General features: G+C 65.2%; 21 protein-coding genes. 15 read left to right on the top strand and 6 right to left on the bottom strand.

The features are described from left to right. Window positions 1-390: 390 nt before the first annotated feature. Complete coding sequence (locus BRSPCE3_RS27605) at window positions 391-774, bottom strand: winged helix-turn-helix domain-containing protein (RefSeq protein ID WP_244069480.1); 384 nt, start codon at window positions 772-774, stop codon at window positions 391-393. Between the two features lie 102 nt (window positions 775-876). Here BRSPCE3_RS27605 and BRSPCE3_RS27600 point away from each other — a divergent pair, with 102 nt between their 5' ends. The 3 genes from BRSPCE3_RS27600 to BRSPCE3_RS27590 all read left to right on the top strand — a co-directional run bounded on the left by BRSPCE3_RS27600 (window position 877) and on the right by BRSPCE3_RS27590 (window position 4443). Continuing rightward, window positions 877-2004 carry an alkene reductase gene (locus BRSPCE3_RS27600; RefSeq protein ID WP_244069479.1) on the top strand — a complete coding sequence of 376 codons (1128 nt, stop codon included), beginning with the start codon at window positions 877-879 and terminating at the stop codon, window positions 2002-2004. 132 nt (window positions 2005-2136) lie between these two features. Beyond that, complete coding sequence (locus BRSPCE3_RS27595; RefSeq protein WP_244069478.1) at window positions 2137-2652, top strand: GFA family protein; 516 nt, start codon at window positions 2137-2139, stop codon at window positions 2650-2652. A 126-nt stretch (window positions 2653-2778) separates the two neighbouring features. Next, complete coding sequence (locus BRSPCE3_RS27590; RefSeq protein WP_244069477.1) at window positions 2779-4443, top strand: thiamine pyrophosphate-binding protein; 1665 nt, start codon at window positions 2779-2781, stop codon at window positions 4441-4443. A gap of 82 nt (window positions 4444-4525) precedes the next feature. Here the strand turns inward: BRSPCE3_RS27590 and BRSPCE3_RS27585 are convergent, their stop codons facing one another. Continuing rightward, the gene (locus BRSPCE3_RS27585; protein WP_244069476.1) at window positions 4526-5908 is read right to left on the bottom strand and encodes an LLM class flavin-dependent oxidoreductase; all 1383 of its coding nucleotides are present in this window, start codon (window positions 5906-5908) and stop codon (window positions 4526-4528) included. A 239-nt stretch (window positions 5909-6147) separates the two neighbouring features. Between BRSPCE3_RS27585 and BRSPCE3_RS27580 the strand changes: the two genes are divergently transcribed. The 3 genes from BRSPCE3_RS27580 (at window position 6148) to BRSPCE3_RS27570 (ending at window position 10059) form a co-directional block, all read left to right on the top strand. Continuing rightward, the gene (locus BRSPCE3_RS27580) at window positions 6148-7527 is read left to right on the top strand and encodes a M20 family metallopeptidase (RefSeq protein WP_244069475.1); all 1380 of its coding nucleotides are present in this window, start codon (window positions 6148-6150) and stop codon (window positions 7525-7527) included. A gap of 208 nt (window positions 7528-7735) precedes the next feature. Next, a complete protein-coding gene (locus BRSPCE3_RS27575) occupies window positions 7736-9025 on the top strand; it encodes an MFS transporter (RefSeq protein ID WP_244069474.1) in 1290 nt (429 codons plus the stop codon). Window positions 9026-9213: 188 nt separating this feature from the next. After that, window positions 9214-10059: an IclR family transcriptional regulator gene (locus BRSPCE3_RS27570; RefSeq protein WP_244069473.1), complete on the top strand. Its 846-nt coding sequence runs from the start codon at window positions 9214-9216 to the stop codon at window positions 10057-10059. A gap of 242 nt (window positions 10060-10301) precedes the next feature. On the opposite strand, the gene BRSPCE3_RS27565 is transcribed toward BRSPCE3_RS27570, so the two are convergent. Next, entirely contained in the window at window positions 10302-11198 is an 897-nt protein-coding gene (locus BRSPCE3_RS27565; RefSeq protein WP_244069472.1) for a glutathione S-transferase family protein, read from the bottom strand. A 230-nt stretch (window positions 11199-11428) separates the two neighbouring features. Here BRSPCE3_RS27565 and BRSPCE3_RS27560 point away from each other — a divergent pair, with 230 nt between their 5' ends. From BRSPCE3_RS27560 to BRSPCE3_RS27530, 7 genes are all read left to right on the top strand, one after another. Then, a complete protein-coding gene (locus BRSPCE3_RS27560) occupies window positions 11429-11845 on the top strand; it encodes a hypothetical protein (RefSeq protein WP_244069471.1) in 417 nt (138 codons plus the stop codon). Next, window positions 11842-12705 carry an alpha/beta fold hydrolase gene (locus tag BRSPCE3_RS27555; protein ID WP_244069470.1) on the top strand — a complete coding sequence of 288 codons (864 nt, stop codon included), beginning with the start codon at window positions 11842-11844 and terminating at the stop codon, window positions 12703-12705. The genes BRSPCE3_RS27560 and BRSPCE3_RS27555 overlap by 4 nt, the downstream gene beginning before the upstream one ends. Window positions 12706-12733: 28 nt before the next feature. Further along, window positions 12734-13651, top strand: coding sequence for an amino acid ABC transporter substrate-binding protein (locus tag BRSPCE3_RS27550; protein WP_244069469.1), 918 nt, complete (start codon window positions 12734-12736; stop codon window positions 13649-13651). 149 nt (window positions 13652-13800) lie between these two features. Continuing rightward, window positions 13801-14532 carry an amino acid ABC transporter permease gene (locus BRSPCE3_RS27545; protein ID WP_244069468.1) on the top strand — a complete coding sequence of 244 codons (732 nt, stop codon included), beginning with the start codon at window positions 13801-13803 and terminating at the stop codon, window positions 14530-14532. A gap of 2 nt (window positions 14533-14534) precedes the next feature. Continuing rightward, complete coding sequence (locus tag BRSPCE3_RS27540; RefSeq protein WP_244069467.1) at window positions 14535-15227, top strand: amino acid ABC transporter permease; 693 nt, start codon at window positions 14535-14537, stop codon at window positions 15225-15227. A gap of 19 nt (window positions 15228-15246) precedes the next feature. Continuing rightward, a complete protein-coding gene (locus BRSPCE3_RS27535; protein WP_244069466.1) occupies window positions 15247-15978 on the top strand; it encodes an amino acid ABC transporter ATP-binding protein in 732 nt (243 codons plus the stop codon). Window positions 15979-16185: 207 nt separating this feature from the next. Beyond that, entirely contained in the window at window positions 16186-17046 is an 861-nt protein-coding gene (locus BRSPCE3_RS27530; RefSeq protein WP_244069465.1) for a D-amino-acid transaminase, read from the top strand. Between the two features lie 143 nt (window positions 17047-17189). Here BRSPCE3_RS27530 and BRSPCE3_RS27525 read toward each other — a convergent pair whose 3' ends face one another. The 3 genes from BRSPCE3_RS27525 to BRSPCE3_RS27515 form a co-directional block, all read right to left on the bottom strand. After that, window positions 17190-17648, bottom strand: a complete 459-nt coding sequence (locus BRSPCE3_RS27525; protein WP_244069464.1) for a carboxymuconolactone decarboxylase family protein — start codon at window positions 17646-17648, stop codon at window positions 17190-17192. A 35-nt stretch (window positions 17649-17683) separates the two neighbouring features. Continuing rightward, window positions 17684-19288 carry an MDR family MFS transporter gene (locus BRSPCE3_RS27520; protein ID WP_244069463.1) on the bottom strand — a complete coding sequence of 535 codons (1605 nt, stop codon included), beginning with the start codon at window positions 19286-19288 and terminating at the stop codon, window positions 17684-17686. Window positions 19289-19783: 495 nt separating this feature from the next. Next, window positions 19784-20932: an HlyD family secretion protein gene (locus BRSPCE3_RS27515; RefSeq protein ID WP_244069462.1), complete on the bottom strand. Its 1149-nt coding sequence runs from the start codon at window positions 20930-20932 to the stop codon at window positions 19784-19786. 143 nt (window positions 20933-21075) lie between these two features. Here BRSPCE3_RS27515 and BRSPCE3_RS27510 point away from each other — a divergent pair, with 143 nt between their 5' ends. Next, window positions 21076-21987 (top strand): LysR family transcriptional regulator, encoded by a 912-nt coding sequence (locus tag BRSPCE3_RS27510; protein WP_244069461.1) that lies wholly within the window; start codon window positions 21076-21078, stop codon window positions 21985-21987. A 177-nt stretch (window positions 21988-22164) separates the two neighbouring features. After that, window positions 22165-23136, top strand: coding sequence for a tripartite tricarboxylate transporter substrate binding protein (locus BRSPCE3_RS27505; RefSeq protein WP_244069460.1), 972 nt, complete (start codon window positions 22165-22167; stop codon window positions 23134-23136). The last annotated feature ends 120 nt before the right edge of the window (window positions 23137-23256 follow it).

Below are 23256 nucleotides of genomic sequence, written 5' to 3'. Positions count from 1 at the left end.
GTCTTCTTCGCCAGCTGGCAGGTCGCATCAATCGACTTGACCAACCGCCAACCTGTCAGTGATGTGTCCGAACAAGTGTCAGCCATGTCTCCGGACTAAACAGCATGCGGGTGATCCAGTATTCCAGAGACGGTCGTGCTTGAGCCGAAGGGCCGCGGCGTACTGGATCGCCCGGTCGATGTGCGCAATCGCGCACAGGCCGGGCGATGACGGTGGTGCGAGAGGGAATAGCCTCTCCTCACCTCAACGCCTGGACCATTTCGGAATATTAGAATAGTACCCCTGAGTTGCCCGACGTGTCAAGCTGCCGTGTCGAACGCCGGCTACTGTGCATGGGGTTGTTTTCGATATTTTCGCAAAGCGCCCCTGCGACAGCCGCCGGTTCGGCGTTTATCGCCCGGCGGCCTTCTTCGGCTTGCCGATGTCGCTGCGCAGCGCTTCGAGGTCCTTGCGCACGGCGGTCGCGGCATCGCGCTCGATCTTGCGGTAGCGCGCAACCAGGGAGAGGCCGAACGGGGTCAGCACCGCGCCGCCGCCGTTCTTGCCGCCGGTCTGGCGTTCCACCGCCGCCTGGCGGCAGATCCGGTTGATCTCGTCGACGAGGTCCCAGGCGCGCTTGTAGCTCATGTCCATGGCGCGGCCGGCGGCCGAGATCGAGCCGCATTCCTTGATCTGCTCGAGCAGCAGGATCTTGCCCGGTCCGATGCGGTCTTCGGCATCGAGATCGATGCGGACGCTCAATGAGGGGAGCGATGTGGCGCTCGTTTTCGACATGGCAAGCCTGCTTGTCTGTTCGCTAGATTGCCACTACCTGCTTTTGCGAACAAGATGAACCCGTGAGATAACGGGACATCACAAAGAATAATCGGGGTAGGCATGAGTTCTCCATCGCTGTTTTCGCCGCTCAAGGTCGGTCCCTATGAGCTGAAGCATCGCGTCGTGATGGCGCCGCTGACGCGGATGCGGGCGGCGCGGCCGAGCCTCGCGCCGCGGCCGATGAACGCGGAATATTACGCGCAGCGCGCCACGCCGGGCGGCCTCTTGATCGCGGAAGCCTCGCCGGTGGTCGCGACCGGCTTCGGCAATCCCGGCGTCCCCGGCATCTACAGCGAGGCCCAGATCGCGGGCTGGCGCGAGGTGGTGGATGGTGTGCACGCCAAGGGCGGCTTGATCTTCCTGCAACTCTGGCACGTCGGCCGGGTCTCGCACTCCTCGTTCCAGCCGGATGGCGCGCTGCCGGTGGCGCCGTCGGCGGTCGCGATCCCCGCCGAGTTCAGGTGCATGACCGCGGACGGCAAGGTGGTCGACTACGAGACGCCGCGGGCGCTCGAGACCCATGAGGTCGCGCTGATGGTCGAGGCCTACCGGCAGGGCGCGAAGAACGCGCTTGCCGCCGGCTTCGACGGCGTCGAGATCCACGGTGCCAATGGCTATCTGATCGAGCAGTTCCTGCAGTCGCGCAGCAATCAGCGCACCGACCAGTATGGCGGTTCGATCGAGAACCGCGTCCGCTTCCTGCTGGAGGTGACGCAGGCGGTGACCGAAGTGTGGGGCGCCGACCGTGTCGGCGTGCGGCTTTCGCCCTACGGAATTGCCAACGGCAGCGGCGAGGCCGATCCGATGCCGCTCTACAGCCACGCCATCAAGGCGCTCGACAAATTCGGGCTCGCCTATCTGCATTTCATCGAGCCGCGCGCCTCGGGCACCGGCCGTGCCGAGGTCGACTGGCAGAACGTGCCGTCGGCGATGGTGCTGTACCGTCCGATGTGGAGCGGCGTGCTGATCACGGCGGGAAATTTCGTCAGCGAGAGCGCGCAGAGCGCGGTCGCCGAAGGTCACGCCGATGCGATCGCGTTCGGCCGCTATTTCATCTCCAACCCGGACCTGCCGCACCGCCTGCAGCGCGGCTATCCCTTGACCAAATACAACCGCGCCACCTTCTACGCCGGCGAGGAGAAGGGCTACACGGACTATCCGATGCACGACGAGCTGGCGCAGGCGTAGAGATCTCGTAGCCCGGATGGAGCGCAGCGAAATCCGGGGCCCCTGCATCGGCGGATACGCCGTTCCCGGATTACGCTTCGCTGCATCCGGGCTACAATAGCTCCACCTTCGGTGAGAGGTGGAGCACCTGCGATGTTTCCGGACGACGAGTTCGAGCCGACCAAAAAGCCCAAGCCGGTGGCGCTGGCAAAGCCCGCGGCCGGGCAATGCCTGTGCGGCAAGATCCGGTTCGAGATCGACGTGCCGGCGCGCTGGGCCTGGCACGATCACACCGCCGCCAGCCGCCGCGCCCATGGCGCGGTTTATGCGACCTATGTCGGCAGTTGGAAGAAGCGCTTCCGCATCACCCAAGGCGAAAGCGAGCTGTCGCGCTACGAGGACGCGGCGAGCAAGACCGCGCGCAGCTTCTGCGCCAATTGCGGCACGCCAATTGTCTACGAACGCGCGCGCTCGCCGCACATGGTCAACATCCCGCGCGCGCTGTTCTCGGGGCGCACCGGCCGCCAGCCGCTCTATCACATCGCGATCGAGGAACTGCAGGAATGGGCCTACACCGGCGAGCCCTTGGTGCCGCTGACAGGCTATCCCGGCGTGGTCTGGCAGCGCTCGAAAAAGAAGAAGCGCAGCGAACGCGAGGGGATGTTCTAGCGGCCGTATTCCAGGCGCGCGCCTGCGGAATGCGGCCATGACCGGCCGCTCGATTGCTCACCAAGCACAAGTTTGGTCATCTGCCTCAATTCCGTCGGCCAACGCGCCGGCAGGCCTGGAGGGAACATGAAGAATCGCATTACCGGCCGCTCGGCATTTCTGGCGCTGCTGAAGGATGAGGGCGTCACCCATCTGTTCGGCAATCCCGGCACCACCGAACTGCCGATCATGCATGCGCTGAAGGATCATCCCGATCTCACCTATGTGATGGCGATGCAGGAGAGCCTGGTGGTCGCGATGGCCGACGGTTTCAGCCGCGCCTCCGGCAAGCTGGTCGCCTGCAACGTGCATGTCGCGCCCGGTCTCGGCAATGCGATGGGCTCGCTCTACAACGCGAGCTTCACCGGCACGCCGCTGATCCTCACCGCCGGGCAGCAGGAACAGGGCCACGGCCTGACCGAGCCGGTGCTGTATGGCCCGCTGGTGCAGATGGCTACTCCCCTGGTGAAATGGGCGGTCGAGGTGACGCGCCTCGAAGATTTGCCGCGCATCGTCCGCCGCGCCGCCAAGATCGCGACCACGCCGCCGACCGGGCCGGTGTTCATCTCGCTGCCCGGCGACATCCTCAATGCTGAGGCCGGCATCGAGCTCGGCCGCTCCACCCGCGTCGACAGCCGCGTCCGGCCGTCGGAGGAGTCGCTGAAGGCATTGGCCGCGCGCATCCTCAAGGCCGAGCGCCCGGTGATCATCGTCGGCGACGAGATCGTGAAGAGCGACGCGCTGCGCGAGGCCGCGGACCTTGCGGAGACGCTGGGCTGCCCGGCCTGGCAATCGTCGACGCCCTATGGCTCGCACTTCCTGTCCGAAAGCCCGAGCTTCATGGGCGCGATCGCGCGGCTGCAGAAGGTCGCGCGCGACGTGCTGGCACCGCATGACCTTTTGATTGCGCTCGGCGGCGACCCGCTGCGGATGTCGGTCTATAGCGAGGTCGATCCGCTGCCGGATGGGCTCTCGATCGTGCAGATCGGCCTGGTCGACAGCGATCTCGCCAGGAACTATGGCGCCGAGATCGCGGTGAAGGCCGACGTCAGGGAAACGCTGCGCGCGTTGGTTCCGGCGTTGAAGGAGCTCGGCGGCAGCGCTCTGGAGACGCGTGCGAAGCAGGGGCTCGCGGCGCTATCGACGAAGAACTGGACGGCGAAGCGCAAGGCGCTGGTCGAACAGATATCGACAGCGAGCCGGACCTCGCCGATCGATCCGGACTGGCTGGCGCTGCAGGTCGTCGAGGCGATGCCCGACAACGCGATCCTGGTCGACGAGGGCCTGACCTCGTCGCGCCAGATCATCGGCTTGCGACCTCATCGCGACCGCTACGGCTATCACGCGCTGGCCTCCGGCGGCATCGGCTGGGGCCTGCCGGCCGCGGTCGGCGTCAGCCTCGCCAATCCGCAGCGCCCGGTGGTGTGCTATTCCGGCGACGGCTCCTCGATGTATTCGATCCAGTCGCTGTGGACCGCGGCCAACCACAAGCTCCCGCTGACCTTCGTCATCGTCAACAATGGCGGTTACCGCATCATCAAGCAACGCCTGCTCGCCTTCCACGGCGATGACAATTATGTCGGCATGGATTTCGTCGACCCGCCGGTCGATTTCACCGGCGTCGCGCGTTCGCTCGGGCTGGAGGCGATCAAGGTCACCGATCCGCAGGAGCTGAAGGGCGTGATGCAGTCGGCATTCAGCCGCCCGGGCGCGAAGCTGATCGAGGTGATGGTGAGCAATGCGGTGAATTGAGCGTACGACGCGTGCTCAATCCATCCCCGTCACCCTGAGGCTCGCTCCGCTCGCACCTCAGGATGACGGGACCGAGTGCCATCTACTCCGCCGCCGCGCCCTTCACCCGATATCGCCCCGCCGGATGCGTCGCGTCGAGCCTTGCGCGGCCCACACCGAACAGCTTCTCGCGCAGTGTGCCCTTGGCGTACTCTTTCTTGTAGCGGCCGCGTTTGACGAGCTCGGGCACCAGCATGTCGGCGATGTCCTCGAAATCGCCCGGCGAGATCGCGAACGCGATGTTGAGGCCGTCGACGTCGGTGTCCTCGAACCATTGCTCGATCTTGTCGGCGACCTGCTCTGGCGTGCCGACCACCACGGGGCCGGCGCCGCCGATGCCGACATGCTCGGCGACCTCTCGCACGGTCCAGACCCGGTCAGGATCGGCGCGGGTGACGTTGTCCATCGCGGAACGGCCGGCATCGTTCTGCACGTGACGCACCTCCTGGTCGAGCGAATAGGTCGAGAAGTCGACGCCGGTCCAGCCCGACATCAGCGCCAGTGCGCCCTCATGGCTGATATGGCTGCGATACTCGGCATACTTCGCCTTGGCCTCGGCCTCGGTCGGCGCGACCACGATGCACATCATCGAGAACATCAGGATCTCGGCTGCGTTGCGGCCTTTCGCAGCGGCGAGCTCGCGGATCGCCGACACCCGCGGGCCGATCACTTTTGCCGAAGGCCCGGACATGAAGACGCATTCGGCGTGCTCGGCAGCGAACTGCCGGCCGCGCGGCGAAGTGCCGGCCTGGTAGAGCACCGGCGTGCGTTGCGGCGATGGCTCCGACAGATGGATCGCGTTGAGCCGGTAGTTGGCTCCCTCGTGCTGCACGCGATGCACTTTCCTTGGATCCGTGAAGATGCCGCGTGCGACGTCGCGGATCGCGGCGTCGTCCTCCCAGCTGCCTTCCCACAGCTTGTAGACCAGCTCCATATATTCGTCGGCGAGCTCGTAGCGGTCGTCATGCGCGGTTTGCTTGTCCTTGCCGGCACCGCGCGCGGCGCTATCGAGATAGCCCGTCACTACGTTCCAGCCGACCCGGCCGCCTGTCAGATGGTCGAGCGTCGACATCCGCCGCGCGAACGGGTAGGGCGGCTCGAAGGAGAGATTGCTGGTGACGCCGAAGCCGAGATGTTCGGTCACCGCGGCCATCGCCGGGATCAGCATCAGCGGCTCGTTGGCCGGGGTCTGCGCCGCGTTGCGCAGCGCCGCATCCGGATTGCCGGCATAGACGTCGTAGACGCCGAGCACGTCGGCGAGGAACAGGCCGTCGAACCGGCCGCGCTCCAGCGTCTTCGCCAGGTCGGTCCAGTAGGACAGTCTGTTGTAGTCCTTGGTGCGGTCGCGCGGATGGGTCCATAGCCCCGGCGACTGATGCGCCACGCAGTTCATGGCAAAGGCGTTGAGCCGGATTTGTTTTGTCATTGTCGAAACCTTGGCCGAAACCTTGAACGCCGCTTCGAATGCGGCCCGGTCGGATGCCGGGCGTCCCGCAGCAACTTGTTGCGACTTCCCACGTTTTGGCAAGGCCCCCTTCGCGATTCACACCCTTCCGGTGGCGGTCCGATCCCGATAGGTTGCCGGCCTCCAGAAGCATGATCGGGGCGCAAGGCGTCGCGTTCCGGTGGGATCATGCCAAGACGCGACCTGACGAAGGAACAATCATGGCGACACGGGCCGACGCAATCGCAAACGTGCGAGAGCATTTTCAATCGGGACAGTTTTTGAAGGAACTGGACCGCAGGGTCGGCTACCAGACCGAGAGCCTGAATGCCGACAAGGCCGATGCCCTGCGCGCCTATCTGGTGGAGAATCTGCAGCCGGCCTTCGCCGAGCTCGATTTCAAGACCCGGCTGATCGAGTCGCCGACCGGCCGCGGGCCCTATCTGATCGCCGACTACCAGGAAGACCCCGCGCGGCCGACCGTGCTGACCTATGGCCACGGCGACGTCGTCGACGGCATGGTCGGCGAATGGCGCGACGGGCTCAATCCCTGGCAGACCACAGTCAAGGGCGATCGCGTCTATGGCCGCGGCACCGCCGACAACAAGGGCCAGCATTCGATCAACATGGCGGCGCTGCGCGCGGTGAAGCAGGCGCGTGGCGGCAAGCTCGGCTTCAACGCCAAGTTCATCATCGAGACCGGCGAGGAGATCGGCTCGCCCGATCTGCGCGAGGTCTGCGAGGCGCATCGCGAGGAGCTGAAGGCCGATCTGTTCATCGCCTCCGACGGGCCGCGGTTGTCGGTGGAGCGGCCGACCATCTTCCTCGGCTGCCGCGGCGGCAACCGCATCCATCTCGACGTCAATCTGCGCGAGGGCGGCAACCATTCCGGCAATTGGGGCGGCGTACTGGCCAATCCGGCGACGATCCTTTGCAACGCGATCGCGAGCCTGGTCGACGGCAAGGGCCGCATGAAGCTCGAGATCCTGAAACCGCCGCCGATCTCCAACCGCGTTCGCGCCGCGCTCGCCGATGTCGAGATCAAGCCGACGGCGGACGAACCTCAGCTGGCGGAGGATTGGGGCGAGGAGGGCCTGACCGCGGCCGAGCGGCTCTATGCCTGGAATACGCTGGAAGTGCTGGCGATGTCGGCGGGCAACATCGACAAGCCCGCCAATGCCATTCCGGGCAAGGCCAACGCGGTGCTGCAGCTCCGCTTCGTGGTCGGCACCAAATATCTCGAAGTGATCGACGGGGTGCGCGACTATCTGCACAAGAACGGTTTTCCAATGGTCGAGGTCTCGGGCGCGCAGCGCTTCGGCGCCTCGCGCACCGACATGGACAGCCCGTGGATCGACTGGGCGGCGAACTCGATCCGCACCACCACGGGCAAGGCGCCGGCCGTGCTGCCGAACTTCGGCGGCTCGCTGCCGAACGACGTGTTCTCCGAAGGCCTCGGCCTGCCGACGATCTGGGTGCCGCATTCCTATCCGGGCTGCTCGCAGCACGCCCCCGACGAGCACATCCTGCTGCCGGTGACCGAGGAGGCGCTGACCATCATGGCCGGTCTGTTCTGGGATCTCGGCGAGGCAGCGCGTTAAGGTTGAAGGACGGGCTCGCTTTTTCCCCGTCATCTTGAGGAGCGAGCGGAGCGAGCCTCGAAGGATGAATCGGCCACCAGCGGGGCCGTGCATCCTTCGAGGCTCGCAAGAGCTCGCACCTCAGGGTGACGGGGAGGCGTGGATGCTCGGATCAAGCCTGACCACCACGTGTTGAAAGACGAATGCCTGCTCCGGCAAAGGAAACCTGATGACGTTATCGACGCCGACCGCAATGTCCGGCCACGACGCCACCACGAAGAAAAACATCACCCGCCTGATCGTCGCGACCTCGATCGGCAATGCGCTCGAATGGTACGACATCTCGGTCTACGCCTATTTCGCGGTCTACCTCTCCAAGGCGTTCTTTCCGGCCAGTGATCCGACCACCTCGCTGCTGCTGACCTTCGGCAGCTTCGGCCTGTCGTTCCTGATCCGACCGATCGGCGGCATCGTGCTCGGCGCCTATGCCGACCGGCACGGCCGCAAGGCTTCGCTGATGCTGTCGATCGTGTTGATGACGTTCGGCACGCTGGTGCTGGCGCTGATGCCGACCTTCGAGACCATCGGCATCCTGGCGCCTGTTGCGGTGATGGCGGCGCGGCTGGTGCAGGGCTTCTCCGCCGGCGGCGAGTTCGGCTCCTCGACCGCGTTCCTGGTCGAGCACATGCCGGAGCGGCGCGGCTTCGTGGCGAGCTGGCAGTTCGCCAGCCAGGGCGTCAGCGGCCTGCTGGGGGCGGGCTTCGGCGCACTCCTGACCTCGCTGATGAGCCCCGACGATCTGCAATCCTGGGGCTGGCGGCTGCCGTTCCTGTTCGGCGTGCTGATCGGCCCGGTCGGCATCTACATCCGCAACCATGTCGAGGACGCCACGCCGCCGCCCGCGGCCGGAAAGCAGGACTCGCCGGTCAGGGAGGTGTTCACGCGGCAGAAGCTTGCCACGGTCCTTGCGATCGGCGCGCTCGCGGTGTCGACCGCCGTCAACTACCTGATCGTCTACATGCCGACCTATGTGGTGAAGACGCTCAACCTGCCGCCGACGGTCGGATTCATGGCGGCGCTGGTCGCGCAGACCGCCGTCGCGCTGCTGGCGCCGATCGCAGGCCTCGTCTCCGACAAGATCGGACGCACCACGCACATGATCCTGTTCGCGCTGCTGCTGCTGGTGTCGGTCTTCCCGGCCCTCCTGCTGCTTACCGGGAAGCCGACGCCGACCATCATCCTGCTCGGCGTATTGTGGCTCGGGGTACTCAAGTCGCTGTATTACGGGCCGCTGGCCGCGCTGATGTCGGAGCTGTTTCCGCCGGCGACGCGTGCGACCGGGCTCGGTCTCAGCTACAATATCGGCGTCACGGTGTTCGGCGGCATGGGGCCGGCGATCATGACCTGGATGGGCGGCTTTGCGCTGATCGGCGAACTCGCGCCGGGTTACTATCTCACCGCGGTCTGCATCCTCAGCCTTGCCGCGCTGTTTACGATCCGCAGGATGCAGTTGGCATGATTTCGTGATGCGAAATTCAAATATCCTTGTTGTTGCATAGCAGCGTAGATAGTTGAAATCATAGTTTCATCTGACGAAAGTATACGGTGTCCGGTGCACATCATCCGTCCTAGGATGTTGTTCGCCGGGCGCGGTCATTGATCGTGTCCGGCTCGGGATCTGGAATTGACGGCAAGGAAGACCAGGGCATGAACGCCTCCACGACTGCGACCGCACGGACCAGCCGCAAGAGGCCACCGCCGGAGCCGGGCCAACCCGACAAGTTCAACGCGATCCAGAAGGTATGCGCGATCCTGCGCGTGCTGGCGCAGCGCTCGCCGCTGCGGCTGACCGATATCGCCGACTCCACTTCGCTGAACAAGGCGACCGCGCTGCGCATCCTCAACTCGCTGATCGAGGAGGGTTTCGTCAGCCGCGTCGCGGGCGCCAAGACCTATGAGCTCGGCCAGGAGGCGCGGGTGATGGCGGTCGGTGCGCGCCGCTCGGTCGACATCGCCGAGCTGGCGCAGCCGAGCCTGCTGCGGCTGTCGGAGCGCTCGGCCGATACGGCGCTGCTGTCGGTGCGGTCCGGCGTCGAGGCGCTTTATCTGGCGCGCTCGGTCGGCAGCCATCCGCTGCAGCCGAACTATCTGCAGATCGGCAGCCGCCGCCCGCTCGGCGTCGGCGCCGGCGCGCTGGCGCTGTTGGTCTGGCTGCCGGATGCGGAGATCGAGGCCGTGATCGAGGTGATCGTGCCGCGGCTGGCGAAATCGCCGCGCATCACGCCAAAGTTCCTGCGCGAGCGGATTGCCGTGGCGCGCAAGGCCGGCCACACCGTGCTGCTCGATGCCGCGTTTCCCGGCATGGGCGGCGTCGGCGTTCCCGTCCGCGACGATGCCGGCGAGGTGGTCGCCGCGCTCTCGATCGGCGCCGCGACCGACCGCATCCGCCGCCGCGAAAGCGAGCTCGCCGACATGCTGAAGAAGGAAGCCCAGGTGCTGGCGCGCGCGATGGCCCAGGCGCCGAAGAACGGGCGTGTGGTGAAGGCAGGCTGAGATGGCGCTGCGCTCTGCTTCGCCTCTCCCCGCGCGCGGGGAGAGGCCGCAACGCATCGCCAGATGCGTTGCGGGTGAGGGGGAGTTTCCGCAGATACTGCTATCACAGTGTTTGCGGAGGCGGCCCCTCACCCCAACCCTCTCCCCGTAAGAACGGGGCGAGGGGGCGCACTGCCGATGCGGTAAGCACCAAGCAAGCCCGCGCACGGTCGACGTCGCGCCTTGTCAGGAACACAAACAGTTCAGTCGAGGCGATGCAGCCGGCCGCCGGTCGTCGGCAGGTGGACCACGACGCTGCCGACAAGCGGATTTTCCAGCAGGATCGAAACCCGCTGCGCGTCCGCTGCAACCAATCTGCCCGCGATCGGCGACGAATTGGCGTCGTTGATCTGGTAGCTCACGCGCGCGCCTCCAATGGCCGCAGACACCGGCGCCTCGCGGGCTACTCTGAGTGCGTCGGTCTTGCCGATGTCATGGCGGATTCCGTGTCCGATCGCGCGCATTCTCGCCTCCCAGGCGCGCAGGCCCGGATGCTGGTCCAGCAACGCCGTCGTCCGTCCCTTGCCCCAGCGGATGAATGCGACATTGTGGAAGACCTGAAGATCGGCTGCACTCGGCTGCTCGCCCGCCAGAAAGGCGATGCCGTTCGCGAGCTGCATCTCCAGCAGCCCCAAATGCCGATGCAGCGCGTCGGTCAGGCCGGGGATTGCTGCGCGGAACGCCTCGGGATCGAACGGCCGGCCTCGTAGAGCCGAGCGGTCGGCGATGAAGGCCTCGCTGACGTCCCAATCTCCTGAGAACAACAGGCCCACGACCGTTGGAAACAGCTTCTCGTCCGCCCACAGACGGTAGGTCTCGGCGGTGGCCCGGCCGCATGCAAAGATCGACGGAGCGGGAAAGCGGCGCTCGATCTCGTCCAGAATGAGCTCGCTGTCACAATAGATGTCGCGGCCGATCTGAAGCACCGGGATACGACGGTATCCTCCGGTCAGCGCAATCAGGTCCGGCTTGGGCATGATCGACGGCTGGTTGCAGGCCCACCAAGCGAGGCCCTTGAGGCCGAACGCGCCGCGGACTTTCTCGGAGTACGGCGAGATGTCGTATTGGTGAAGAATCAGGGCGTTTTGATCTGCCGTCATAGCGGATGCTGATCCAGGATCATTTTGTCGGGCCGCGCGGGCACAGCCATTCTATGCTGCCCGGACGGCGGCGAACAAGCGTGCGGGGAGGGCGCGGAGGTCCGCGCAATGAACGCGGGACGCCTTTGGTCAAGCGAATTATCCAGGGAACCCAAGGGCATCGGTGCCTTGCGGGACGGCGCCCTTCCGGTCATCATGGGCTTGTCCGCCGCAGGAAAACTCCCCGACTGATGACGCTCTCGCTCGACGCCACCGACGACGCTGTGACGACGGCGTTTGCCGGCATTCCCGCATTGCTCGACCAGGCGCCGCGCCTGGTCGCGCGCGGGCGGCTGCTCGATTGCGACTGCCTGCTCGGGCCGACGGCGCGGCCGTTTCATGCCGCGATCCGTGCCGGGCGCATCGTCGAATTCACGGCGGCCCCTCGCCTGATGCGCTCGTGGCGCTTTGCCTATCGCGCGACGCCGCAAGCCTGGGCCGCCTATTGGCAGGCCGAGCCGAGGCCCGGCTGGCACGATTTGCTGGCGCTGACCAAGCGCGGCGAGGCGGTGCTGGAAGGCGACCTGCATCCCTTCATGGCGCATCTGCAATACTTCAAGGACCTGCTGGCGCTGCCGCGGCAGCATTTCGCGGCGGCCGTATCATGAGCGGCGCGATCGCGAACGGTCATATCGAGCCGATGGTCGGCCGCTACGTGCATGTCGAGATCGGCGGCGAGCTGCACCGCATCTATTTCGAGGAGAACGGCAAGGGCATTCCGCTGGTCTGCCTGCACACCGCGGGCGCCGACGCGCGGCAGTGGCGGCATCTGCTCGCTGACGCGCAATTTGCCGAAAATTTCCGCATCATTGCCTTCGATATGCCCTGGCATGGTAAATCGAATCCGCCGATGAGCTGGACCGGCGATGAATACCAACTCACCACCAACCGCTACACCGAGACCATCCGCGCCTTCTGCCGTGCATTGCGGCTGGAGAAGCCTGTGGTGATGGGCTGCTCGATCGGCGGCCGCATCGTGCTCAACCTTGCGATCGAACATGCCGCCGAGTTCGGCGCGCTGATCGGGCTCGAGGCCGCCGATTTCCAGGCGCCGTGGTATGACACCGACTGGCTGAACCGCCCCGACGTCCACGGCGGCGAGGTCTGCGCCGCGCTGGTGTCGGGGCTGATCGCGCCGCAAAGCCCGGCGCCGGCACGGATGGAAACGCTGTGGGCCTACAAGCAGGGCGGCCCCGGCGTGTTCAAGGGCGACCTCTATTTCTATCGTGTCGACGGCGACCTGCGCGGTCGGGTCGCGTCAATCGATACTAAAGTATGCAGGCTCTATCTCCTCACGGGCGAGTATGATTTCTCCTGCACGCCTGAGGACACGAGGCGGACGGCAGCGGCAATAGGGGGCGCCAGCGTCACGATCATGGAAAAGCTCGGTCATTTTCCGATGAGCGAGAATCCGGACCAGTTTCGCCGCTACATCGCACCCGTCCTCGCCGACATTCTCACGCAGTAAATCGACGTTTCCACGAAGGAGTAGACGTATGACATCCAAATATCTGATCGGCTTCGCGCTCGCCGCCGCGCTCGGCGTGAGCCAGGCGCAGGCCGAGGAGCTGACGGGCACCCTGAAGAACATCAAGGACACCGGCGCAATCACGCTCGGCTATCGCGATTCCTCGATCCCGTTCTCCTATCTCGACGACAACCAGAAGCCCGTCGGCTACGCGATGGACATCTGCTACAAGATCGTCGATGCCGTGAAGAAGGAGCTGAAGCTCGACAAGCTCGAGGTCAAGCTCAACCCGGTGACCTCGGCGACGCGTATTCCGCTGATGGCCAACGGCACCGTCGACCTCGAATGCGGCTCGACCACCAACAATGCCGAGCGTCAGAAGCAGGTCTCCTTCACCAATTCGCACTTCCTGACCGCGAGCCGCTACGTCACCAAGAAGGCGAACAAGATCAACTCGATCGACGACCTGAAGGGCAAGACGGTGGTTTCGACCGCCGGCACCACCAACATCAAGCAGCTGACCGAGGCCAACCTCGCGCGCGGCCTGAGCGTCAACATCATCCCGGCCAAGGATCACGCCGAGGCCTTCCTGATGGTCGAGACCGACCGCGCGGTCGCCTTCGTGATGGACGACATCCTGCTCGCGAGCCTCGTCGCCGGCTCGAAGTCGCCGGACGACTACGTGATCTCCAAGGACGCGTTCTCCAAGCCGGAGCCCTACGGCATCATGCTGCGCAAGGATGACGCGCCGTTCAAGAAGGTCGTCGACGCCGCCACCGCGGCGCTCTACACCAGCGGCGAGGGCCAGAAGATCTACGACAAGTGGTTCACCCAGAAGATCCCGCCGAAGGGCCTCAATCTCAACTCGCCGGCTGGACCTGAGATGAAGAAGCAGTTTGCAAAGCCGTCGGACTCGCCGGATCCGGATGCGTATCTGGTGAACTGATCGCGGTTGCGCATGACCCGTCACCGTTCGGTGGCGGGTCCCGAAAAGAACGTGTCCGGCCATTTTTGAGGAGAATGGCCGGACATTTGCATAGACGCGGCGCGTGATGTCGGCGTAATGCGTGATCGGCGCGAGAGCGCGGGGGACCCGTGAACTACAACTGGAACTGGCACATCTTTCTCGAGCCGAACCCGATGGGGACCGGCACCTATCTCGACCTGTTGCTGTCGGGACTGGTGGTCACCGTCAAGGTATCGGTGCTCGCCTGGATCATCGCGCTGGTCACCGGCTCGGTGATCGGCGTGCTGCGCACGCTGCCGTCGCGGACGGCGTCGTGGATCGGCTTCGGCTGGGTCGAGTTCTTCCGCAACATGCCGCTGCTGGTGCAGCTGTTCCTGTGGTTCTTCGTGCTGCCCGAGTTGCTGCCGAAATCGATCGGGCTGTGGCTGAAGCAAATGCCCAATGCGCCGTTCTGGACCGCCGCGATCGGCGTCGGTCTGTTCATGTCGGCGCGCGTCGCCGTGCAATTGCAGGCCGGCATCGGCTCGCTGCCGCGCGGCCAGAAGCAGGCTTCGACCGCGCTTGGCCTCACCACGGTGCAGACCTATCGCTACGTATTGCTGCCGATGGCGTTCCGCATCATCCTGCCGCCGCTGACCTCCGAATTCCTCAACACCATCAAGAACAGCGCGGTCGCCATCACCATCGGCCTGATCGAATTGACCGGCGAGGCCCGCTCGATGCAGGAATTCTCGTTCCAGGTGTTCGAGGCCTTCACGGCGGCAACCGTGCTTTACCTTCTCCTCAATTTCGTCGTGGTCACCGCGATGCGCTTCCTCGAGCGCTATGTCGCGATCCCCGGCTACATCACGGGCAAATAACGATGCTCGGCAATTTCGATTTCGACGTCATCCGCCGCGCGCTGCCCTATCTGTTCTTCGAGGGCATGCGCTTCACGCTGACCCTGACGGCGCTCGCGGCGTTCGGCGGCCTCGTGTTCGGCACCCTGATCGCCCTGATGCGGCTGTCGAGCTACAAGGTGCTCGGGCGCATCGCCGGCTTCTATGTCGACTTCATCCGCTCGCTGCCGCTGGTGCTGGTGATCTTCTGGTTCTACTTCCTGGTGCCTTACATCGGGCAGTGGCTGACCGGCGCGTCGCGGCCGATCACGGTCGGCGCCTTCGCCTCCTCGCTGATCACCTTCATCGCATTCGAGGCGGCGTACTTCTCCGAGATCATGCGCGCCGGCATCCAGTCGATCTCGAAGGGCCAGCCGGCCGCGGCCAGCGCGCTCGGCCTGAACTACGCGCAGTCGATGCGCTACGTCGTGCTGCCGCAGGCGTTCCGCAACATGCTGCCGGTGCTGCTGACGCAGACCATCGTACTGTTCCAGGACACCTCGCTGGTCTACGTGCTGTCGATCCCGGATTTCCTCGGCGCCGCCAGCAAGGTCGCGCAGCGCGACGGCCGTCTGGTCGAAATGTACCTGTTCGCCGCGCTGGTCTACTTCGTCATTTCCTGTGTCGCGTCCTTTGGCGTGCGCCGCCTGCAGGCGCGGATCGCCATTGTTCGCTGAACCAACAAGTCGAGCCATCATGATCGAGATCAGTCACGTCAATAAATGGTACGGGCCGACCTTCCAGGTGCTGAAGGACTGCACCACCAGCGTCGCCAAGGGCGAGGTGGTGGTGGTCTGCGGCCCGTCCGGCTCGGGCAAGTCGACCCTGATCAAGTGCGTCAACGCGCTGGAGCCGATCCAGGGCGGCGACATCACGCTCGACGGCGTCAAGGTCAACGATCCCAAGACCAATTTGCCGAAGCTGCGCTCCCGCGTCGGCATGGTGTTCCAGCATTTCGAGCTGTTCCCGCATCTGCGGATCATCGACAATCTCCGCCTGGCGCAGGAGAAGGTGCTGGGCCGCAAGCATGACGACGCCACCACCAAGGCCATGAAGCTGCTGGAGCGCGTCGGGCTGAAGGATCACGCCAAGAAGTTTCCCGCCGAATTGTCCGGCGGCCAGCAGCAGCGCGTCGCGATCGCCCGCGCGCTGGCGATGGACCCGATCGCGATGCTGTTCGACGAGCCGACCTCGGCGCTCGATCCCGAGATGATCAGCGAGGTGCTCGACGTGATGGTCGACCTCGCCCGCGAAGGCATGACCATGATGGTGGTGACCCACGAAATGGGCTTTGCCAACAAGGTCGCCGATCGCGTCATCTTCATGGACCGCGGCGAGATCGTCGAGGACGCCAAGAAGGCCGACTTCTTCGGCACGCCCCGCAGCGACCGCGCGCAGAAGTTTTTGTCGAAGATCCTGCAGCACTGAGGCTGGGGGCGGCGGCCTCTCCCCGTCGTCATTCCGGGGCGCGCGTAGCGCGAGCCCGGAATCCATCGGGCCGCATCTTCAGCTGCGAAATGGATTCCGGGCTCACGCCTTCGACGTGCCCCGGAATGACGGGAGTGGGGTTTTCCCCCGTTAACAATTTGCGTATACGAAGGCCTGAAACTCCCCTTCGTCCGCAGGAGAACTCGCGTGGAAAAGATCGCTTACGTCAACGGCTCGTTCGTGCCGCACTCCGAGGCCAAGGTCTCGGTGTTCGACCGCGGCTTTCTGTTCGCCGACGGCATCTATGAGGTGGCGGCGGTGCTCGAGGGCAAGCTGATCGACAACGCCTCGCACCTGGCGCGGCTCAAGCGCTCGGTCGGCGAGATCGAGCTGGCGCTGCCGGAGACGCTGGAGCGGATCGAGGAGATCCAGAAGGATCTGGTCAAGCGCAACGACCTCGTCAACGGCATGGTCTATCTCGAGGTCACCCGCGGCGCCGACAAGGGGCGCGACTTCGCCTTCCCGAAGGCCGACGTCAAGCCGACGCTGGTGATGTTCACCTCGGAAAAGGACATCATTAACGCGCCGTCGGCCAAGACCGGCATCAACGTCATCACGGTGCCCGACATCCGCTGGGAGCGGCGCGACATCAAGAGCGTGGCGCTGCTCGCGCAGGTGCTGGCCAAGCAGGCCGCGGCTGCGGCCGGCGCCGGCGAAGCCTGGATGATCGAGGACGGCAAGGTCACCGAAGGCGGCTCGTCCTCGTCCTTCATCGTGACCAAGGACGACGTCATCGTGACCCGGCAGAACGGCAACGAGATCCTGCCCGGCTGTACCCGCAAGGCGGTGGTCAAGCTCGCCGAAGAGCGCCAGCTGCGCATCGAGGAGCGCGCCTTCACGGTCGAGGAAGCGCTCGCCGCCAAGGAAGCCTTCATCACCAGCGCCTCGGTGTTCGTGCAGGGCGTGGTCGCGATCGACGGCAAGACCGTCGGCAACGGCAAGGTCGGCCCGATCACCGACCGCCTGCGCGAGATCTATGTCGAGTTCGCGAAGGCGACGGCGGTTTGATCCGTCCCATTCGTGCTGTCATCGCCCGGCTCGACCGGGCGATCCAGTATTCCCGCGGTGCTTGAGCCGAGAGACCGCGGCGTACTGGATGCCCCGCATGAAGTGGGGCATGACAGTCGAATGTATGGCGGACAGTATCGCCCTCACGCCGCGACCTTCACCTTCACCGGATGCACCGCGCGGAAGCCGATCGCGATCCGGTTCCAGGCGTTGATGGCGCCGATCAGCGTGGTCAGGTTGACCAGCTCGCTGTCCGTGAACTGCGCGCGCACCGCCTCATAGTCGGCGTCGGGTGCGTGCGTCTCCGCTACCAGCGTCAGCGCTTCGGTCCAGGCCAGCGCCGCGCGCTCGCGCTCGCTGTAGAGCGGCGACTCGCGCCAGGCGTTGAGCAGATAGAGCCGCTGCTCGGTCTCGCCATGTTTGCGGGCGTCCTCGGTGTGCATGTTGATGCAGTAGGCGCAGCCGTTGATCTGCGAGGCGCGGGTCTTGACCAGTTCGATCAGCGACTGCTCGAGGCCGCTTGCGGTGATCTGGCTTTCGACCGCCACCAGCGCCTTGATGGTTTCGGGGGCGGCTTGGTAGAAATTCATCCGGGGTTTCATGGTCGTTCTCCGTGGTTGGTCGTTGCAAATGAGGGTTAGTGGGCGCCGCCGCCAGCGAGCTGGCCGGGCTTCTTCAGGAACAATGTCGCCGCCAGTGCGATGATCAGCGCCACGCCGAGCAGATAGAAGGTGTCGCTGAAGGCGAGTATGTAGGCCTGCTTCTGCACGACGTTGCCGATCGCGGCGATCGCGCGGTGGGCCGCGGCGGCCTGGTCGGCGACGCCGTGATTCATGAAATACTGCGTCATCTGCTCGATCCGGCTGCGGGTCGCTTGCTCCAGCAGCGAGACGGACTGCATCAGGACATTGGAGTGATATTGCTCGCGCTTGGTCAAGAGCGTTTGCAGCACCGCGATGCCGACCGCGCCGCCCAGGTTCCGCATCATGTTGAACAGCGCGGAGGCGGAGCCGGCGTTCTCAAGCTCGATGCCCGCGGTCGCGACCGCCGACAGCGGCGCCATCACCAGGGCCTGGCCGAGCGCGCGGACGATATTGGGCCAGAACAGCTGGTCGGTGGCGTAGTCGTTGGTCATGAAGATGTTCATGAAGTTGGAGCCGGCGAACAATGCGAATCCGACGCCGATGATGATGCGCGGATCGAAGCGCGCCATCATCCGCGGCACCAGCGGGATCAGCAGCAGCTGCGGCAGGCCGGTCCAGGCCAGCACCATGCCGATCTGCTCGGCATTGTAGCCCTGGATGCGCGCCAGATATTGCGGCAGGATGAACACCGAACCGTACAGCGCGATGCCGAGCAGGAAGTTGGCCAGCATGCCGAAGCCGAAATTGCGGCGGGCGAGCAGGCGCAGATTGAGCAGCGGCTTCTCGACGGTGAATTCGACGATCAGGAAGGCTGTCAGCGCGACGGCGGCGATGACCGACAGGCGGACGATGAAGGGCGAGCCGAACCAGTCGTCCTTGTTGCCTTCTTCCAGCACCGTCTGCAGCGCGGCGAGCCCGATCGCCATGGTGATGATGCCAAGCCAGTCGCCCTGGCGGATCAGCGACAGCTTCATCGGGCTCGGATCGAGCGAGACGTAGAGCATCGCGATCATCACGGCGCCGGGCACCAGATTGACGTAGAAGATGTACTGCCAGCCCCAGTTCTCGGTGAGATAGCCGCCGATGGTCGGGCCGATCGCCGGCGCGAACGTCGCCGACAGCGCGAACAGCGCCAGCCCGATCGGCTGCTTGGCCTTGGGCAGCAGCGTGATGATCAGCGTGAATGCCATCGGGATCAGCACGCCGCCGGTGAAGCCCTGGATGGCGCGCAGCACGATCATCTGCGGCAGGTCCTGCGCCAGCGCGCACGCCGCCGAGAACACCAGGAACAGTGCGGCATTGGTGAGCAGATAGATCCGCACCGAGAACACCTGCGCGAGCCAGCCGGACAGCGGGATCACCACGATCTCGGCGATCAGATAGGAGGTCGAGATCCAGCCGCCGTCGTCGATCCCGGCGCCGATCGCGCCCTGCACGTCGGCGAGCGAGGCGTTGACGATCTGGATGTTGAGCACCGCCATGAACGCGCCGAGCGTGGCGCCGATCACCGCGATCCAGGTCTTGGTCGGGATCGCCGGCGCCGCCGGCGTGGCGGGGGCGGGAAGGGCGGCATTGGCTGTGGGCTGGAGTGCGGTCATCGGAGTCGTCCTTGCTGACCCGCACAACATGTATTAGGCGGCCGGTTTCGATAATCCGGGAAAAGCGGAAAGGATTGTCCGGCAGAGCTTGATAATCGGCCGCTGAGGGAGCGACTGCGGCCAAGGATGCGCAGGAGCCAGCGGCACGGGGCAGCGCATGGTCCGCGTGGTGTCGACCAGTGAGGTGAGCACGTCTCGCAGGCTCCCTCCCCCCTTGCGGGGGAGGGTGGGGAGAGGGGTGGCCCCGGGCGCTGACGTCGGAGATTCACGCGCGCCGTTCAATTCTGTCGGACGCGTCACTCGAAGGCGTCTCGCAAACCAACGAACTTCAGAGCAAGCGGCACCCCTCTCCTCGACCCTCCCCCGCAAGGGGGGAGGGAGCCCTGCGGCTCGTGCGCGCGGCACGAAGAAGTGACCCAGCAGAGAGGCGCAGCAAAACGCGACCGACCACCGAGCGGGTGATCGATCGCGTGGCAGGTCGATGGTCGTTGGGTGCTAGCCGCCGCTCGGCCGCGCCGCCGAGGCCAGCCGCCGCTTCTCTTCACGTTCGGCCAGCACCGTCGCCTTGGTGTTGACGGTCGGGATCGCCGACATACCCGGCCGCAAGAGGCCGGTGAGGCTGCGATCGTCGAGCACGATCTTGACCGGCACCCGCTGCACGATCTTGGTGAAATTGCCGGTGGCGTTGTCGGGCGGCAGCAGCGCGAATTCGAGGCCGCTGGCCGGCGACAGGCTGTCGACATGGCCCTTCAGCGTGGTGCCATGAAAACTATCGACAGTGAGTTCGACCGGCTGGCCATTGCGCACGTTGGTGAGTTGCGTCTCCTTGAAATTGGCGACCACATAAACCGCGTCGAGCGGCACCACGGCCATCAGCTGGGTGCCGGCCTGCACATATTGGCCGACGCGCAGCGTGCGGGCGCCGACCGTGCCGTCGACCGGCGCGGTGATCCGCGCATAGGACAGGTTCAGCTCGGCCTGCTGCTCGACGGCGCCGGCGCGGTCGACCTGGGCAACAGCCTGGGCACGTTGCGTGGTCAGCACGTCGACCTTGCGCTGCGCGGCCGACAGCGCCGACTTCGCGTGCTGCAATTGCGCGGTGTTGGCGCGCAGCGCCGCGTCGGTCTGTTGCGCGCGCTGAATGGTGCCGGAGCCTGATTTCATCAGCCCGTCGTAGCGGCTCTGCTCCTCCTGGGCGAATTTCAGATTGGCCTCGGCGGCGTCGACATCGGCGGTACTCTGGTCGATGATCGGCTGCTGCAATTCGAGCTGGGCATCGAGGTTGCGCACCGAGGCCCTAGCGGCGTCGACATCGGCCTTGGCCTGGCCGAGCGCGGTGCGGTAATCGCGGTCGTCGATCTGGGCCAGCAATTGTCCGGCCTTCACCGGCTGGTTGTCTGACACCAGCACCCGGGCGATATAGCCCGACACCTTCGGTGCGATGATCGTGGAGTCAGCCTTCACATAGGCGTCGTCGGTGGATTCGAGGTAGCGGCCGGTGGTGAGGTAGTCGTAGCCAAAATCGCCGGCCACGCCGACACCGATGATCGCGGCAAGCCCGAGGGCTGCCCGCTTGATCATCGTCCGCGACGGGCGCAGGCCGATTTTTGCTGATTCTTCAGGGACATAAGTGGTGGTCGACATGGCATCCTCCGGGTCGAACATTTGCGTCCTTCCATAAAGGGCGCCCAGTGCGCCCCTTAGATGCAATGTCCTGTCCGCTGTGATAATCCCGATAAAACTGGAAGCATTATCAAGCCAGCGCTGATAATCCGGACCTCGCCGAAATGGATCGCCTGACCAGTCTGACCGCTTTCGTCCGGGTCGTGGATTCCGGCGGCTTTTCCGCAGCCGGCCGCAAGCTCAACATGTCCACCACCATGGTGAGCAACCACGTGCAGTCGCTGGAGGACCGGCTTGGCGCCCGGCTGCTCAACCGCACCACGCGCAAGGTCAGCCTGACCGAGATTGGCCAGGCCTATTACGACCGCTGCGTCCAGATCCTTGCCGACATCGAGCAGGCCGACGAGGTGGCCGGTGCGCAGCAATCGGTGCCGCGCGGTACGCTGCGCATCTTCACCAACACCCATCTGGTCCAGTTCCTGTCGTCGACGGTGACCGAGTTCCTCGCCACCTATCCCGAGGTCAAGATCGACCTGATGATCGGCGAACGCTCGGCCGACCTGCTCGATGAAAATTTCGATCTCGCGGTGCAGATGATCCAGCCGCGCGATTCCGCGCTGATCGTGCGCCGCATCGCCACCTGGCGCCACGTGCTGTGCTGCTCGCACGACTACGTCGAAGCGCATGGCAAGCCAACGCTGCTCGCCGATCTCACGACCCGCAATTGCGTTCGCCATATCAACTACCCGTTCGGCGACGAGTGGCACTTCGTCGACCGCAAGGGCGCGCCGGCCGCGGTGAAGGTGGCGGGCAATCTGGTCTCCAACAGCGGCGAGACGCTGAAACTTGCGGCGCTCGCCGGCGTCGGCGTGTTCCTCGCGGCGGGCTTCCTGGTCCGGGACGAACTCGAATCGGGCAAGCTGGTTCGGCTGCTGCCCGAATACCGGCCGGTCGAGCTGACCATGAACGCGATCTATCCGCATCGCCATCACCTCTCGGCCAAGGTGCGCGTCTTCATCGACCTCCTGGTGCATCACGCCACCGAGCAGCAGAAGCTGATCAATCCGTATTCGTGAGGGACGTGGAGAGAACCGCACGCACAGGTCTATGCCCGTCATCCTTCGAGACGCGCTTCGCGCTCCTCAGGGTGACGGGATTGGCAGCGCAGCGCTCTTCCGCGTCATGACCACCCGGCATCCCTTGCATGGCGCTCCCGTGTATGAAGGTCGTCTCACCTGCCGCCGGAGCCTGCCATGCCGCTTCGCGTCCTGACCGCCATCCTGTTCGCGATCGCAGCAAACATGCTGCAGCAGGCGCCGGCGCGCGCCGGCTATCCCGATCACATCGTGAAGATCGTGGTGCCGTTCGCGCCGGGCGGCGGCACCGATGTGGTGGCGCGGACGCTGGCGCAGGAAATGCAGAAGGATCTCGGCGTCACCGTCATCATCGAGAACAAGCCGGGGGCGGGCACCATCATCGGCACGCAGAGCGTCGCGGCCAGTCCGCCCGATGGCTACACGCTGCTGATGGCGACCTTCGCCAACGCGGTCAATCCGAGCCTCTACCGCAAGCTGCCCTATGACGCGCACAAGGATTTTGCGCCGGTGGCGCTGGTGGCGCGCTCGTTCAACGTCGTCGTGGTCAATCCAGCCTCGCCGATCAAGTCGATCGCCGATCTGATCGCGGCCGCGAAGGCCGATCCGGAAAAATTGTCCTACGGGACCTACGGCACCGGCACCTCGGCGCATCTTGCCGGCGAGCTGTTCAAGCACATGGCGTCCGTCAATCTCACGACCGTTCCCTACAAGGGCGCGGCGCCCGCCATCACCGACCTGATGGGCGGCCAGATCCAGGTGATGTTCACGACGGTGGCAAGCTGCGCGTCGCTGGTCGAGGCCGGGCAGCTGCGCGCCATCGGCGTGACCTCGGCTGAGCGCTCGCCCGCGTTCCCGCAATTGCCGACGGTGTCGGAAGCCGGCGTCACCGGTTATGTCGCGGAATCCTGGTACGGGCTTTACGCGCCTGCGAACACGGCGCCCGACATCATCGACCGCCTCAACAGATCGGCGGCCAAGGCGGTGCAGGCCGAGGCCTTCAGGAAGCTCGGCGTCAATGAGGGCCTCGTGATGGTGGCACAGCCCCCGGCCGAGCTCGACCGCTACTTCACGGCCGAGGAGGCGCGCTGGCGCCAGGTGATCGGGGATGCCGGCATCAAGGCCGAATAGGCCGCCAGCCCGGTCCGGCGATCACATCTTTTTGCATCGCCATGCCGTAACTGTGATTCTAGACGCAACGAATGGTTCCTGGGGTCGTTGATGACGGGACACCGGCACCCCGCCGGTTTG

This window comes from Bradyrhizobium sp. Ce-3 (genome assembly GCF_022835695.1).
Lineage (GTDB): Bacteria > Pseudomonadota > Alphaproteobacteria > Rhizobiales > Xanthobacteraceae > Bradyrhizobium.
Note: the sequence above shows the minus strand (reverse complement) of the source record. Positions and strands in the feature narration are given on the sequence as shown.